This window comes from Collinsella tanakaei, assembly GCF_016900375.1.
GTDB lineage: Bacteria > Actinomycetota > Coriobacteriia > Coriobacteriales > Coriobacteriaceae > Collinsella.
Genome location: NZ_JACJKB010000005.1, coordinates 23,001 through 37,344 on the forward strand (window position 1 = coordinate 23,001; position 14,344 = coordinate 37,344).

Here is a 14,344-nt window from a genome sequence, read left to right on the forward strand (position 1 = left end):
TTCACCGTTGACATCGGAAAGGAGTTTCACATGGCTATCACCAAAGACGAGCTGTTCTCGTATGTGGACGACCAGCGCGATGGCCTTGTTGCCATGGCCGATCACATCTTCGACAACCCCGAGTACGACGGTAAGGAGTACGAGGCTTCCGCGCTGATTTCCGGCGAGCTCGAGCGCCACGGCTTTACTGTGGAGCGCGGGATCGGCGGGTTCGAGACGGCCTTCCGCGCGGTTTACACCGTGGGCGAGGGCGGGCCTTCGATCGGCCTTCTGTGCGAGTACGACGCGCTGATCGGCCTGGGGCACGGCTGCGGCCACCACATGCAGGGCCCCGCGATCCTGGGCGCCGCGTTTGCGGTCCAGCGCGCGCTGACCGATGGCGCGCAGCCCTACAAGCTCGTGGTGTACGGCACGCCTGCCGAGGAGACGCAGGGCGCCAAGGCGACCATGATCAAGAACGGCTGCTTCCACGACATCGACGTGGCACTCATGATGCACGGCTCGCCCACGACCTGCACCGATGTGCGCTGCCTGGCCGACCAGACCTTCGTGGCGCGCTTCCATGGCCACCGTGCGCATGCCGCGCTCGCTCCCGACCAAGGCCGCAGCGCCTTCGACGCGCTGCTCGTGGCCTTCAACGGCATCGAGTTTTTGCGCGAGCACGTGAGCGACGACACGCGCATGCACTACACGGTGAGCAAACTGCCCGGACCGTCCAACGTGGTTCCCGCCGAGGCGGAGGGCGTGTTCTCGCTGCGTTCGTTCTCGAAGGAGAACCTCGAGGGCGTCGTCGCGCGCTTCAAGGACATCGTGAAGGGCGCCGCGCTCATCGCGGGCGTCGATTACGATGTCGAGCTCAAGCACGACTTCTATAACAAGATCCCCGTGCTCAAGCTGAACGAGCTGCTGATGGAGAACGCCAAGCTCGCGGGCGCACCGCGCCTATCCGCCCCGCGCGAGAAGACCGGTTCGACCGACTTCGGCAACGTCATGTACGAGGTTCCGGGTTCGTGCATCCGCGTGGCATTCGTGCCCGTGGGCACGTCGTCGCACTCGCAGGAGTTCATCGACGCAGGCAAGACCGAGGATGCGCACAACGCCGTGATCTACGGCGCCAAGGCGATTGCCGGCACCGCCTATGACCTCGTGACCACGCCCGAGCTCATGGACGCCGTGCGCGAGGAGTTCGCCCAGAACAAGAAGACGAACGCATAGGGATCGCCGCTGCATTCGATGCGCGAACTGCCCGGTCTCGGCCCTCCGCCGAGACCGGGCAGTACATATTCTGGGATGCAATTCCGGGGGCGGTGCAGCCCTCCGGGGCGAGGCCCGTGCAAATTCGGGGACAGGCCCCAAACTTTCATTGCTAGGCTCCCTTGCTCCAAGCTTGAACCCACCAGCAATGAAAGTTTGGGGCCTGTCCCCGAATTTGCACCTCACAGCTGGGCGCGGGCCTCTTCTACGTAGAGCTGGGCGTTTGCCAGGTTGTGCTCGCGCTCCTCGGGGGTGACGGCGCGCACTGTCCGCGCCGGGCTGCCGATGACGAGCGTCCCCGCCGGGATGTGCTTGCCCTGCGTGACGAGGGCGCCTGCGCCCACGATGCAGCCCTCGCCGATGACGGCGCCGTTCAGGATGATGGCGCCCATGCCGACGAGCGTGCCGTCGCCGATCGTGCAGCCGTGTACGATGGCGCCGTGGCCCACGGTCACGTTCCTGCCGATACGTACCGGGCAGCCGTGGTCGACATGCACCACGCAGCCGTCCTGGATGTTCGAGCCTTCGCCGACGGCGATGCTGTCGACATCGCCGCGCAGAACCGCGTTGTACCAGATGCTCGCGTTGCGCTCGATGCGCACGTCGCCGCGGACGACGGCTCCCTCGGCGATGAAGGCTTCGGGATCGATGGCGGGCTGCGTGTTCTCGGCGCTCATGGCGGCTCCTTTCGACGGTAAGGGTATTATCGCCCAGCCGGGGCGCACGGCGTTGCCAACAAACGAGGGCCTGTCACCGCGTGGCGACAGGCCCTCGTTGTCATGTGAGATAAGGTCGACAGCCCTTAGAACTGGCCGCCACCCAGGAACGGGGCGAACCACTCCAGCTGGCCGACGGATGCGGGCACGCCCTCGCGGCGTGCGCCGAAGACCTGGCCGTTGCCCACGTAGAACGCCACGTGGCCCTCGAAGAACACGAGGTCGCCGTACTGCAGGTCGGCCACGTTCGTCACGAAGCGGCCGCCTGACTGCTGGAGCACCTTCATCTGCTCGCCGGCGCTGTGCGGCAGCGAGATGCCGAGCTGGCTATACACGTACATAACAAGGCCGGAGCAGTCGAAGCCGGTCTCGGGGGACGCGCCGCCGTACTTGTAGGGATAACCCTCGTAGCGCAGAGCGATCTCGACCGCAGCCGAGCCAATGCCGCCGACGACGCCATCGTTGCTGCTGTTGCCGCCATTCGACCCGCCGTTCGACCCGCCGTCGCTCGCACCATCGCCCACCATGTCGTTGAACACGACGAGCATCTTGGCCGCCTCGGCGCGCGTGGCGGGAGCGCCGGGCGAAAGAACGGTGTTGCCGCCCATGATCTCGCTCGCGACCGCCCATGCCATCGCGGGACGCGCCCAGCTCGAGATGAGGATGTTGTCAGGATACGCGGCAAGCAGCGAGTCATCGCCCGTTGCCTGCAGGCTGAGGACGTTCGACAGGTAGTTCGTCAGCATGACCGCGAGCTCCTCGCGGGTCAGGACATCCTCGGGGCGCACACGGCCGTTGCTGCCGTTCATGATGCCCGCCTCATAGGCCCAGTTGATGGCCTCGACGTACCACACGCCGTCGGCAACGTCGACGAACGGGGTCTCGTTGGTCCAGGTCTCAGCGGAGCCATCGGCGACGTTCATAAGCATTTGTGCTGCCTCAGCGCGGGTTACGTGGTGGTCGGGACGGAAGCTAAACGTACCGTCCGCATTCTGGCTGCCCCCGACGATCCCCGCCGCGACCGCGCGGTCGATGATGCCGGAGGTCTCGGCCCAATGGCCTGAGACATCGATGAAATTGCTCGCCCACGCGGGCAGGGCGCAGGCGCTGCCGAGGGCGATTGCGAAAGCGGCAGCCGTCGAGAAGATGGCGGCGTGCCGACGAAGTGACGTCATACGGGTGCTCCTTTCAGTCTCGGCAACTCTACCACGGCATACACGCAATCCATCGCGTTTCCAGACCGCTTCCAAGGATGGCTGAGGCGGCGCGGCGCCTCTCAGCGGGCTTGTTCGGCGGAGGGCAGCTTGCGCGCGCAGCTCCGAACCAAATGGCCATCCAGTACCAAATGACCATCTTGGCTCCCTGTCGGGACCCGATTCCGGACACTTGGTACCGGATGGCCATTTGATCCGGCAAGCCGGTATCGGTTAGCTGCCCAAATGCCGCCAATCAGCGCAGCTCTGGCGTGCAGGCGCAGCGGGCGAGGGATTGGCGGAATCGTTCGGGAGGTCATCGGAAAAGCAGCGTTTGAGCGGACAGGGGGTCAATGCGCGATGCCCCTGGCAACTTTTGTAACTTGAGCATTGTTGAGAGCCCGATTTCGGGTGTTTCAACCCTCTAATTCGCTTGCGTAGGGCGAATTCCGGCCCCGATCGGAGCGGATAGGGCCCGAAACGCCAAATGAACGGGTCTACAAAAAAGCTCAAGTTACAAAAGTTGCCAGGGGGATGCGTTTTCGCGCCGCTGCACCCCAATTCCGACCCGGGCGCGGGCGCCGCCGCCTGAAGTTTCAGCCTGCGACCGCGCCCGTTCGCGCCAAATCGCCCCCATCCGCTCCCATGCGTCCAACCCTGGCGCGGCGTCGTGCATGCTGAATCGTGTGTTCAACCGCTCGGCAAGGGAAGACGCGCGGAAGAAAGGGGGTTCCCATGGGTCTGAACAACCGTACCTGGCGCAACCGCACGAGGGCACTCATCCGCCGCGGCGCGGTCGCGCTCGGCATCGCCACGACGGCGATCGGCGCGGCGGCGTCGCCCGCGCTCGCCCTCGAGGCGAGCGATATCGGCAGCGCCAAGGCATGCGCCGCCTACAACTTCTCGTCCGAGGGCGACGCCGTTCGCCTGCAGACGGCCTCCGAGGTTCTGCCCGCGCAGTACGACCTGCGCGACAGCGGCGTCGTGACGCCGGTCAAGTTCCAGAACCCCTGGGGCACCTGCTGGGGCTTCTCGGCCATCGCCGCCAGCGAGTCGAGCATTCTCTCCGAGAAGGGCCAGACCTACGCCGAGACCGGTCTGGACCTCTCCGAGCGTCAGCTCGCCTACTTCGCGGCCAGGCACCTGCCGTTCGGCGAGGAGGGCGACTCCTACAACAACCAGGCAGGCGAGGGGTCTACAACGCCCTGACCGAGACCGACTGCCTCGAAGATCCCGAGATTTCCGAGGACCTGCTCGGTTATCCGCTCGAGAACGCCATCTTCAACCAGGGCGGCCTGCCGTCCTATGCGACCTCGGTCTTCTCCGACGGCATCGGCCCCCTGCCGGAGTCCATGGCGCTCTACCAGAACGACGAGGGCTATCTCGGGGAGGACGGAACGTACTGGTCGCCCGACGGCACGTGGTCGCTATCCGAGGAGCTGCGCGCCAAGTCGACGGCTGCGCTCGAGGAGTCGTTCGTCCTGCCCACGCCTGCGACGTTCGACGAGGACGGCAGCTACGTGTATAACGAGCTCGCGACGGCTGCTATGAAGGAGCAGATCTACCAGGGTCGCGCCCTGTCGATCGCGTTCTGTGCGGACCAGTCGATGCCGGGCCAGCTTTCCGAGAACGCCTACATGAATCCCGACACGTGGTCGCACTATACCTACGAGCCGGCGTCGGCCAACCATGCCGTGACCATCGTAGGTTGGGACGACAGCTATCCCAAGGAGAACTTCAACAGCGAGCACCAGCCGCCGGCCGACGGCGCCTGGATCGTGAAGAACAGCTGGGGCGCCGCGAGCAACGAGTTCCCCAACCAGCGGGATTGGGGCGATGAGGGCTACTTCTATATGTCGTATTACGACCAGTCGCTCGTTATCGTCGAGGCCTTCGACTACGACATCAATGGTCGCGAGACCGACAAGAACGGCGAGTTCATCGCCAACCAGTACGACTACATGACCATCGATTATTCCACCTGCGACGCGTACGATGAGCTCGCGAGCGCGGCGAACGTCTTCGTTGCCGAGGACGCCCAGGAGCTCACGAGCCTGTCCTGCGAGACCTCCCAGCCGGGTACGACGGTGACCTACGAGGTCTACCGCCTGGCCGACGACGCCGCGAGCCCGACCGACGGCGAGCTCGTGACCTCGATCGAGGAGACCTACGAGTACGGCGGCTACCACCTGGTGAGCATCCCCGAGGCCGACCGCGCGAAGGCGCAGTTTGCGAAGGGCGAGCGCCTCTCGGTCGTCGTGACGCAGCAGGGTGCCTCGGGTGAGTATCTCGTTCTTGCCCAGGGCGGAACCAATGAGGCCTACCATGAGTGGGCGATCGGCGTTCTCACCGAGTCCGAGAACGAAAACCACAATGTGGAGGCCGCGATTATCGAGGGGCTTCGCACCCGGTACCGCAACGAGAATCTCGATGCGACCGATGAAGAGGTCGACGCGTACATCGCGTCGCAGGCGGACCTCATCGAGAAGATGGTCGAGACCTATATCCAGGTTGCCCTGCCGCTGTTCGGGCGCTCGGTCGTGAACCCCGGCGAGAGCTTCCTGCTGGCCGATGGCGCGTGGACCGACTGGTCCGATGTCATCGCTTCCGGCACGCTGCCCGACGCTGAGCTCATCGACGACGGCGCCTTCGGCCCGGCCGACGGGCTCACCCGCGAGCAGTTCTGCGCCGTGATCGCCAACGCCGCCGGCGCCGGCCTCGAGGGGCAGGACGAGTCCGCGCTCGGCGCCTTCGCGGACGCTCCGGGCATCTCGGCCTGGGCGCGCCCGGCCGTGGCCTGGGCCGTCAAGCGCGGCGTCATCAGCGGCGTCGAGCAGGCGGACGGCAGCCGCACCCTGGACGCGACCCGCGTCCTCACCCGCGCCGAGATGGCGGCCATGATGGTCAACGCCGTCGACGCCGTCGACGCCGGCGTGATCTCCTTCGGCTAGCGGCGGCTGCCCGGAAAGGTCGGGCACGCTTCGAAACCGTGGCCGATGCCAGCGCGCAAACAAAAGCGGCCGGGATGGAAACCTTTCCATCCCGGCCGCTTGCCATGCCGATATTCGTGCGAGTCCGCGCAGCTAGCGCCACAGGCCCTTGCGCTTGAAGATATACGCCGCGACGATGCAGGCGACGGCCGCCAGCAGGGTCGGGAACACCCAGGTGCCCACGAACGGTAGTCCCTCGAACGGCAGGCTCACGTTCATGCCGTAGAAGCCGAACACGATGTTGGGGATGGCCATGACGATGGTGATCACCGTCAGCACCTTCATGACGATGTTCAGGTTGTTCGAGATTACGCTGGCGTAGGCGTCCATGGTGCCGGAAAGGATGTTGCTGTAGATGTTGCACATCTCCTGCGCCTGATGGACCTCGACCATGACGTCCTCCATAAGGTCCTGATCCTCCTCGTAGAGGGTGATCATATGGCCGTGCATGATCTTGTTGAGCGTCATCTCGGCGCTCTTGAGCGACGTCGAGAAGTACACGAGCGACTTTTCGAGCGAGAGCATCTGCAGCAGCTCCTCGTTGCGCATGGAGCCGTACAGACGCTGCTCGGTCTTGGTGGACAGCCGGTCGATGCGGCGCAGGCACACCAGGTAGCTCTGGGATATCCGCAGCAGCATCTGCAGCAAAAAGCGCGTGCGCATGCGCGTGTTCACCTGGCGCACGCGGCCGCTCGCCATGTCCTGCACGATGGGGCTCTCCTGCAGGCTCACCGTGACGATGATGTTGCGGTCGCGCAAGAAGATGATGGAGATGGGCAGCGTCGTGTACTGCAGCATGGAGGGGTCCTGCATGTCCTCCACGTCCTCGGCGCTCGGGTAGTCGACGATGACGAGGGTCTGGTTGACGTCCTCGTCGTAGTCGATATGAGAGGTCTCCTCCTCGTCGAGGGCGGAGCGCACGAACTCCGGGGCGATGCCCACGGTCTGTTCGAGCCAGGTACTCTCTTCTCTTGTGGGTTCAACGACGTTGATCCAGCATCCGGCTTCAGGCGCGTCGATCTTCGACATGGTGCCATCGAGCCCGGTCATGTAGCACTCGACCATGGGTGCCCCCTTTCGATTTCGCGTACCGGTGCGCGCCGGCGCCCCGGGGCGGCAGTCCGTCTGCAGCCGGGGTCACGATACCCTATGGGCAGGGGTCGCGGGCGCGTGGCCCCCGAGTATCAGGAAGACCTTACGCGACCTTCACAGCCCTCAAACAAGAGGTGAAAACAAGACAGAGGTTTTTTCACCTGTCAAGCGTGTGAAAAAACCTCTGTCCTTTTTTCACCTACGCTTAGGGCGCCATGGATGTAGGGCGTGGCACACTCGTCGACCTCGTGGGCGCCGCGGTTCTTTAGCACATCGAGCAGCTTGGGGGAGAGCTCGACGCCCTGCCCGTCGGGCGTGCGACGGCAACCATCGATGCGCGCGAGCCGGCAAAGGTCCTCGGGTGCCGCCGACACGCGGGCGCGGCCCTCCTCCAGACGCACGCGGACCTGCTCGAGTCCCAGCCCGCGCAGGTAGTCCTCGCAGGCGCGCACGACCTCGAGCTTCTTGGCAGAAAGCCGCTCGCCGTTAGGAATGCGCGTGGCAAGGCAGGCGCCGGCGGGCATGCTCCACACGTCGAAGCCCCACAAGCGCAGCAGTTCCCGCTCCTCTTGCTTGGAGAAGCCGGCCTCCATGAGCGGCGATCGCACGCCGAGCTCCGCGAGCGCCCGCATGCCGGGCCGGTAGTCATCCTGGTCGTCGGCATTGCTGCCATCGACCACGGCGTCGCACCCGCGCTCGCGCGCCGCATCGACAAGCAGCCTGAAGCCCGCGCACTTGCAGTAGTAGCAGCGGTCGGGCGGGTTCGCGGCGACCTCCGGCTCGCCAAGCGCATCGAAGGGGATGCGCACGACGGGCAGGCCGAAGCGCTCGGCATCGCGCGCGAACGCCTCGCGCTCGGGTGTCGTTGCAAGCGGGTTCTCGAGATGCAGAAGCACGGCGCGGCCGCGCAGATGGCGGGCGCATGCCGCGGCGAGAAACGTGCTGTCCACACCGCCCGAGTAGCCGATGCCGACGGCGCCCATCGAGTTGAGCAGCTTCATCAGCGCTGCGAGCCTGCTATCCATTATCAGGCCGCCAATCGCTTACAGGAAGGTGCCCAGGTTGAGCGAGATAGCGTCGGTTGCCTGCAGCGGGGCGGCGCCAACGGTGCTTGCGCGCGTGAGCATGAAGGGGCGCACCAGCTCCTGATGGTTCTCGCCGACGAGCTCCGCACGGCTCGTGCCCGCCTTGATCGCCTCGATCTGGGTGATGAGGCACTGCACACCGCGGCGGCCGATCTCGTAGCCGATCGGTGCGCAGGTGGTGAGCGGCACGTCGCCGCCCCAGGCCAGCGGGTTGCCGTCGCAGCCCGCCACGGCGATGTCGCCGGGCACGGAGAGGCCCTCCTGGGTAATGCCCGCGATGGCGCCCACCGCGAGCACGTCAGTAAGCCCGATGACGGCGTCCGCGCGCTCGCTATCGGGCTGGGCGGCGATGCGTCGGCCGATCTCGAAGCCCTCTGCCGCAAGGTCGGGTGTGCCCTCGTCGATCACGGTGAGCTCGATTTCGGGATGCAGCTCCATCACGGAGCGGATGCCGGCGAGGCGCGCCGCCTCGCGCGGGCCGGCGGTGCTGCCGATGACGGTCAGGCACTCGATGCCGAGGGAGGCCAGGTGGGTGGCGATGAGTCCGCCCTGGGCATGCGCGTCGGCAGCCACGAAGAAGCCGGGGGCGTCGCTTGCGGTGTCGAGATAGGCCACGGGGATGCGGCCCGTCTGGGCGGGGCGCGACATGTCGGCTGCTGCCGTCACCTGCACCAGGATGCCCGCGACCTGCGTGCCGGCGAAGTACCTGAGGTAGCGCGCCTCGGTGTCGGCGTCGTTGTTGGCGGCGGCGATGAGCATGCCGTAGCCCTGTCGGTTGGCCTCAACGCTGGCACCGCTTGCAACCTGCAGGCTGAGACCATGGTTGAGCTGCGGCACCACGAGGCCGAACGTGGGGTTCGACCCTCCGGCGAGCAGGCGCGCGCTCTGGTTGGGCGCGTATCCCAGCTTGCGGATGGCCTCGTTGACGACGGCGAGCGTCTCGGCGCGCACCTTCTCGGGATGGTTGAGCGCATTCGACACCGTGCCGAGGGCCACGCCCGCCTCGCGCGCCACATCGCCGATCGTCACCTTGCCCATCGTGCCTCCTCGCTGCGGGGATGCGTATCTGATGGCTATTGTACCGTTTCAATTGCGCTCAGCGCGGCAGGGGCTGCGGCTTCGGCCCAAAAGCCGAATGTTTCGAGTTCCTTACATAGTTTTGGGCATCATGTGGTATCGCAAATCGCATACCAGTTTGGAGAGCGGTCAAGTACAATGGGCAATCGTCGGCGCGGCGTCCGCGCCCGTGCCGCACAGCGTTACCACTTAAGCGAAAGGAGGCGCCTATGTGCGGAATTGTCGGCTACACGGGAGCCGATACTGCGAAGCGCATCCTTATCGAAGGTCTGAAGCGCCTGGAATACCGCGGCTACGACTCGGCGGGCGTCGCGCTCGAGCGCACCTCCGCCGCAGGCTCCTGCGAGCTCGACATCGTGCGCCGTACCGGCAAGGTCGCGGGGCTCGAAAGCGAGCTTGCGCACATGGACCCCGACAGCACCTGCGGCATCGGTCACACCCGCTGGGCGACCCACGGCCGCCCCTCGCAGGCGAACGCGCATCCCCATGTGAGCTGCGACGGGCGCATCGCCGTGGTGCACAACGGCATCATCGAGAATTTCGCCGAGCTCCGCACGGAGCTCGAGGGCCGCGGGCACCGCTTTGCGAGCGAGACGGACACCGAGGTCCTCGCCCATCTGATCGAGGAGGCCTATGCCGAGGCGGGCGACCTCATGGCTGCCGTCCGCGTGGCCTGCACGCAGGTGGTCGGCGCCTACGGCATCGCTGCGGTCTGCGCCGACGAGCCGGGTGTGATCGCCGTCGCGCGCAAGGACAGCCCCATCGTCGTGGGCACGGGCGCAAGCGGCAGCTACGTGGCCTCCGACGTCATCGCCCTCATCGATGCCACGCGCGATGTCGTCGTGCTCGAGGACGGTCAGTTCGCGCGCCTCGCGCCCGAGGGCATCACCTATACGGATGCCGACGGCGCGCCGATCGAGCCCGCCATCACCCATATCGACTGGGATATCGACACCGCCGAGAAGGGCGGCTACCCCGACTTCATGCTCAAGGAGATCTGCGAGCAGCCGCGCGTCGTGCGCGACACGCTGGTAGGCCGCCTCGGCCCGAACGGCGAGCTCGACATCGACGAGCTCGGCCTGACGTTCGAGGAGCTGAACCTCATCGACCGCGTCTACGTGATCGCCTGCGGCACGAGCTACCACGCGGGGCTGATCGCCAAGAACCTCATCGAGGCCTGGGCGCGCATCCCATGCGAGGTGGAGGCGGCCAGCGAGTTCCGCTACCGCAACCCCATCATCACCCCGTCCACGCTCGTGGTCGCCGTCTCGCAGTCCGGAGAGACGGCCGATACGCTCGCCGCCATCCGCGACGCGCGCATCAAGGGCGCCAAGGTGTTCGGCATCACGAACGTGGTGGGATCGCCCGTCGCGCGCGAGTCGGACGGCGTCATCTACACCAAGGCCAACAAGGAGATCGCCGTCGCCTCCACCAAGAGCTTCATCGGGCAGATCGTGAGCCTCACGCTGCTGGCGATGCTCCTCGGCCAGGCGAAGGGCAAGCTCACGACCGGGCAGATTCGCATGCTCTTCCACGAGCTCGGCGACACCGCGGCGCAGATCCAGTGGATCCTCGACACCCAGCGCGAGGCCGTGCATCGGGCGGCGCTCGCGTGCAAGGACGCGCAGTCGGCCCTGTTCGTGGGGCGCGGCATGGGCGCCGCCATCAGCTACGAGGGCGCACTCAAGCTCAAAGAGGTCAGCTACCTGCACGCCGAGGCCTATGCTGCCGGCGAGATGAAGCACGGGCCCATCGCGCTGATCGACCCGGGCTTCCCGGTGATCGCCGTCACCACGAAGAGCCCCACCTACGACAAGGTCGTGTCGAACCTGAAGGAGTGCGAGGCGCGCGGGGCGATGATCGTGGCCATCGCCACCGAGGGTGACGAAGACATCAAGCAGATCGCTGACCACGTGGTGTACATCCCGCCGGTGCGCGACGCGTTCTCGGCCATCACGGCGAGCGTGCCGCTGCAGCTGCTGGCGCGCGAGGTCGCCGTGATGCGCGGGTGCGATGTCGACCAGCCGCGCAACCTCGCGAAGAGCGTGACGGTCGAGTAAACCTGCCGGGGTTGTCCCCGGATTACAGGTTCTACCTGTGTCGGAGCTCCCGACATGTGCAGATTGGGGCGCGGAAGAGCTTGCAACCCTCTTTCGCGCCCCGCTTTTTTGCGATGCCGGTATCCGCCTACGCCAGCGAGCGGACGCTCTCGCGCTCGACGAAGGTCGTGCTCATGTGCGTGACGCAGGTGTAGGGCATGGGGTGCTCCACCTGCTCGATGAGCTTGCGCACGGCGATGCGGCCCAGGTCGGTACGCGGCACGTGCACGGTGGTGAGCGCCGGGTGCACGATGCTCGCGAACTCGACGTCGTCGAAGCCCACCATGGAGACGTCGCCCGGGATATCGAAGCCCGCCTCGGCCAGCGCCTTCATGGCGCCGACGGCCAAGGCGTCGTTTTCGGCGAAGAACGCCGTGGGCATCTCCGGATCGGCTTTCAGCCATGCGAGCATATCGCGGTAGGCGCTCTCCATCTTGTCGGTGCCGAGCGACACGTGGAACTTCGGCTGCGGGCGCACGCCGACCTCGGCCAGGGCGCGCTCGTAGCCGCGCTCGCGCAGCGGGAAGTTGCGGATGCGCAGCTTGCCGGCCAGGTAGCCGATGTCACGGTGGCCCTGGCGCACCAGATGGCGCACGGCGCGGTAGGCGGAGCCCTCGTTGGAGAAAAGGATCGACTCGAAGAAGTGGTTGTCGCTCTGGCCGTCGACGAGCACGAGCGGCACGGGGCACTTGGCGAACAGGTCGTAGTCGCGTTGGGTCATCTCGGTGCCCAGCAGGATTATGCCGGCCGACGGGTCGCTCATGATGGCGGCGAGCTCACGCTGGCAGGTCTCGCTGTCGGACAGCTCGACGGTTATATAGGATACGGTGAGCCCGTTGGCGCGGGCCTCCTCCTCGACGCCGTTGACCACGGCCAGGCGGAACGAGCCCTCGTCCAGCATGCGGCCGGAGTTGCGGCCCATGACGAACTGGACCTGTCGGAGCTTGTTGGACCGCCTGTAGCCCATGTCCGCGGCAACGCGGCGGATCTCGTTGGCGGTCTCGTCACTTACGCCCCGCTTGTTGTTGAGGGCGTTGGATACGGTTGCGGGGGAGTAGCCGGTGCGCCTGCTGATCTCGCGAACGCTCACCTTGGAGTTCGGCATGGTCCCCTCCAATCACTAAACATTTACTAAACAATTGAAGTGTAGCGTGGATTTTCTTTGTTCGGCGGAAAATCAGCTGAACAATCCATGAACGGTAGCTAAACGCAATGTAAACGAAAAACGTGCTGGTAGATGCTATGGGCATATCTAGCTGGGACTTTTACGGATAAATAATGCAACTGAAATGGTGGTAAAAAATAACCGACCGTTCGCCAGCGAATTGCTGCCGTTCATGGTTTGGAACACCACAGGACACCCATATCGTCATATAAATGTTTTGTCGATGTTTGGCGAAGTGTTTAGTGAATGTTTACACGGCTGCCAGACAAAAGCGTGGATGTTCGCATCCACACCGCAAGGGCTTATCGGCCTTAAGGTTTTCGGGGAGCGGGAGAGCTCCCCGGGAGTATGGAAGGGGTATCCCATGAAAGAGGTATCGAGGCGCAATTTCGTTAAGCTGAGCGCTGCGACCGCCGGTCTCGGTCTGACCGCCGGTGCGCTCGCCGGCTGCAGCGACGGCGGTGCCGGCGGCGGCTCCGGTGCTGCTGGCGGTTCGGGCGAGAAGATCAAGATCGGCGTCTCCATCTGGAGCTCCACCGACGCCCTCGGCTCCCTGTCCAAGAACATTCTGGACAAGGCCGCTGGCATCCTCGGCATCGAGCTGTCCTACGTCGACCAGGGCCACGTCTCCGAGCAGGTTACCGCCTCCATCGAGACCCTCTGCGCCGCTAGCTGCCAGGGCATCGTCGTCTGCAACTCCGCTGACTCCGAGATGCAGGCCGCTATCTCCACCTGCGATCAGAACCAGGTCTACCTGGCCCAGTTCTACCGCATCATCAGCGAGGAGAACAGCCCCGAGGTCTACGCCACCGCTGAGAACTCCCAGTACTACGTCGGCGCTGTCCACGAGGACGAGGTCGGCAACGGCGAGAAGCTCATCGAGCTCCTCACCATGGACAACCCCGATGCCTTCGAGGGCATCCAGAAGGGCGCCCGCAACATCTGCCTCGAGGCTTGGACCGTCGGCGACGCCACCTTCCAGCAGCGCTGGATCGGCTACCAGAACGGCGTTGACGCCTGGAACGAGGCTCACCCCGATGATCCCGTGACCATGACCGAGCCGGTTTACGCCAACACCTCCTCCTCCGAGGGTGCTAAGGTCACGCAGCAGTTCGTGAACAACAACCCCGACATGGACGCCCTGATCGTCGCCGGCGGCGGCGGCGACCCGCTGGTCGGCTCCATCGGCCAGCTCGCCAACATGGGCCTCACCGGCACCATCCGCGTCGCCTCCACCGACTTCCTCGAGGACCTCAAGGAGCAGCTCGAGACCGGCGGTATGTACTGCGAGTCCGGCGGTCACTTCTGCGACCCGCTGTACGCGCTGCTGCTTGTCTACAACGCGATCCGCGGCAAGGAGGACTACGTCCCCAAGCAGGGCGAGTTCGGCAAGGACATCCAGTTCCCGTACGTCTTCGTGTCCTCCGTGGCCGAGTACGAGAACTACGAGAAGTACTTCGTCGACGACGACCCGTACAACGACGACGAGATCAAGGAGCTCGCTGACATGAGCTACGACGACCTCAACGCCGCCGCCACTTCGCTGTCCATCGAGGACGTTATGGAGCGTCACGGCTAATAGCACACCGTGCCATCTTCCTGAAGCGGGGGGCAAGTTCCCTTACCGGAGCTTGTCCTCCGTTTTCTAGCTAGCCATCACCATTGGAAGGAGA

At 65.2% G+C, this 14,344-nt stretch carries 11 protein-coding genes; 5 read left to right on the forward strand and 6 right to left on the reverse strand.

All coding sequences use genetic code 11. From position 1 onward, the window contains the following. Positions 1 to 30 precede the first annotated feature (30 nt). Positions 31 to 1,215 carry a M20 family metallopeptidase gene (locus H6A16_RS04525; RefSeq protein WP_204616522.1) on the forward strand — a complete coding sequence of 395 codons (1,185 nt, stop codon included), beginning with the start codon at positions 31 to 33 and terminating at the stop codon, positions 1,213 to 1,215. A gap of 221 nt (positions 1,216 to 1,436) precedes the next feature. On the opposite strand, the gene H6A16_RS04530 is transcribed toward H6A16_RS04525, so the two are convergent. Both H6A16_RS04530 and H6A16_RS04535 read right to left on the reverse strand, forming a co-directional pair. Continuing rightward, complete coding sequence (locus tag H6A16_RS04530) at positions 1,437 to 1,931, reverse strand: gamma carbonic anhydrase family protein (RefSeq protein WP_204616523.1); 495 nt, start codon at positions 1,929 to 1,931, stop codon at positions 1,437 to 1,439. Between the two features lie 125 nt (positions 1,932 to 2,056). Next, a complete protein-coding gene (locus H6A16_RS04535) occupies positions 2,057 to 3,145 on the reverse strand; it encodes an S-layer homology domain-containing protein (protein ID WP_204616524.1) in 1,089 nt (362 codons plus the stop codon). Positions 3,146 to 3,898: 753 nt separating this feature from the next. On the opposite strand from H6A16_RS04535, the gene H6A16_RS04540 reads away from it, so the two are divergent. Both H6A16_RS04540 and H6A16_RS04545 read left to right on the forward strand, forming a co-directional pair. Further along, positions 3,899 to 4,372: a C1 family peptidase gene (locus tag H6A16_RS04540; protein WP_204616526.1), complete on the forward strand. Its 474-nt coding sequence runs from the start codon at positions 3,899 to 3,901 to the stop codon at positions 4,370 to 4,372. A 143-nt stretch (positions 4,373 to 4,515) separates the two neighbouring features. Further along, positions 4,516 to 6,114, forward strand: coding sequence for a lectin like domain-containing protein (locus H6A16_RS04545; protein ID WP_204616529.1), 1,599 nt, complete (start codon positions 4,516 to 4,518; stop codon positions 6,112 to 6,114). Between the two features lie 132 nt (positions 6,115 to 6,246). Here H6A16_RS04545 and H6A16_RS04550 read toward each other — a convergent pair whose 3' ends face one another. From H6A16_RS04550 to H6A16_RS04560, 3 genes are all read right to left on the reverse strand, one after another. After that, positions 6,247 to 7,218 carry a magnesium transporter CorA family protein gene (locus H6A16_RS04550; RefSeq protein ID WP_204616531.1) on the reverse strand — a complete coding sequence of 324 codons (972 nt, stop codon included), beginning with the start codon at positions 7,216 to 7,218 and terminating at the stop codon, positions 6,247 to 6,249. 191 nt (positions 7,219 to 7,409) lie between these two features. Beyond that, a complete protein-coding gene (larE, locus tag H6A16_RS04555) occupies positions 7,410 to 8,270 on the reverse strand; it encodes an ATP-dependent sacrificial sulfur transferase LarE (RefSeq protein ID WP_204616537.1) in 861 nt (286 codons plus the stop codon). An 18-nt stretch (positions 8,271 to 8,288) separates the two neighbouring features. Further along, the gene (locus H6A16_RS04560; RefSeq protein ID WP_204616539.1) at positions 8,289 to 9,368 is read right to left on the reverse strand and encodes a LacI family DNA-binding transcriptional regulator; all 1,080 of its coding nucleotides are present in this window, start codon (positions 9,366 to 9,368) and stop codon (positions 8,289 to 8,291) included. 248 nt (positions 9,369 to 9,616) lie between these two features. Here H6A16_RS04560 and glmS point away from each other — a divergent pair, with 248 nt between their 5' ends. Further along, positions 9,617 to 11,467, forward strand: a complete 1,851-nt coding sequence (glmS, locus tag H6A16_RS04565; protein WP_204616540.1) for a glutamine--fructose-6-phosphate transaminase (isomerizing) — start codon at positions 9,617 to 9,619, stop codon at positions 11,465 to 11,467. Positions 11,468 to 11,594: 127 nt separating this feature from the next. Here glmS and H6A16_RS04570 read toward each other — a convergent pair whose 3' ends face one another. Next, entirely contained in the window at positions 11,595 to 12,611 is a 1,017-nt protein-coding gene (locus H6A16_RS04570) for a LacI family DNA-binding transcriptional regulator (RefSeq protein WP_204616541.1), read from the reverse strand. Between the two features lie 424 nt (positions 12,612 to 13,035). On the opposite strand from H6A16_RS04570, the gene H6A16_RS04575 reads away from it, so the two are divergent. Then, positions 13,036 to 14,250, forward strand: a complete 1,215-nt coding sequence (locus tag H6A16_RS04575) for a sugar ABC transporter substrate-binding protein (RefSeq protein ID WP_204616542.1) — start codon at positions 13,036 to 13,038, stop codon at positions 14,248 to 14,250. Positions 14,251 to 14,344: the final 94 nt, after the last annotated feature.

What these genes read in the sequence shown, in the direction of transcription:
- H6A16_RS04525 (WP_204616522.1), top strand. Translation starts at nt 31, where the DNA reads ATGGCTATCACCAAAGACGAGCTGTTCTCGTATGTGGACGACCAGCGC.
- H6A16_RS04530 (WP_204616523.1), bottom strand. Translation starts at nt 1,931, where the DNA reads ATGAGCGCCGAGAACACGCAGCCCGCCATCGATCCCGAAGCCTTCATC.
- H6A16_RS04535 (WP_204616524.1), bottom strand. Translation starts at nt 3,145, where the DNA reads ATGACGTCACTTCGTCGGCACGCCGCCATCTTCTCGACGGCTGCCGCT.
- H6A16_RS04540 (WP_204616526.1), top strand. Translation starts at nt 3,899, where the DNA reads ATGGGTCTGAACAACCGTACCTGGCGCAACCGCACGAGGGCACTCATC.
- H6A16_RS04545 (WP_204616529.1), top strand. Translation starts at nt 4,516, where the DNA reads ATGGCGCTCTACCAGAACGACGAGGGCTATCTCGGGGAGGACGGAACG.
- H6A16_RS04550 (WP_204616531.1), bottom strand. Translation starts at nt 7,218, where the DNA reads ATGGTCGAGTGCTACATGACCGGGCTCGATGGCACCATGTCGAAGATC.
- larE (WP_204616537.1), bottom strand. Translation starts at nt 8,270, where the DNA reads ATGGATAGCAGGCTCGCAGCGCTGATGAAGCTGCTCAACTCGATGGGC.
- H6A16_RS04560 (WP_204616539.1), bottom strand. Translation starts at nt 9,368, where the DNA reads ATGGGCAAGGTGACGATCGGCGATGTGGCGCGCGAGGCGGGCGTGGCC.
- glmS (WP_204616540.1), top strand. Translation starts at nt 9,617, where the DNA reads ATGTGCGGAATTGTCGGCTACACGGGAGCCGATACTGCGAAGCGCATC.
- H6A16_RS04570 (WP_204616541.1), bottom strand. Translation starts at nt 12,611, where the DNA reads ATGCCGAACTCCAAGGTGAGCGTTCGCGAGATCAGCAGGCGCACCGGC.
- H6A16_RS04575 (WP_204616542.1), top strand. Translation starts at nt 13,036, where the DNA reads ATGAAAGAGGTATCGAGGCGCAATTTCGTTAAGCTGAGCGCTGCGACC.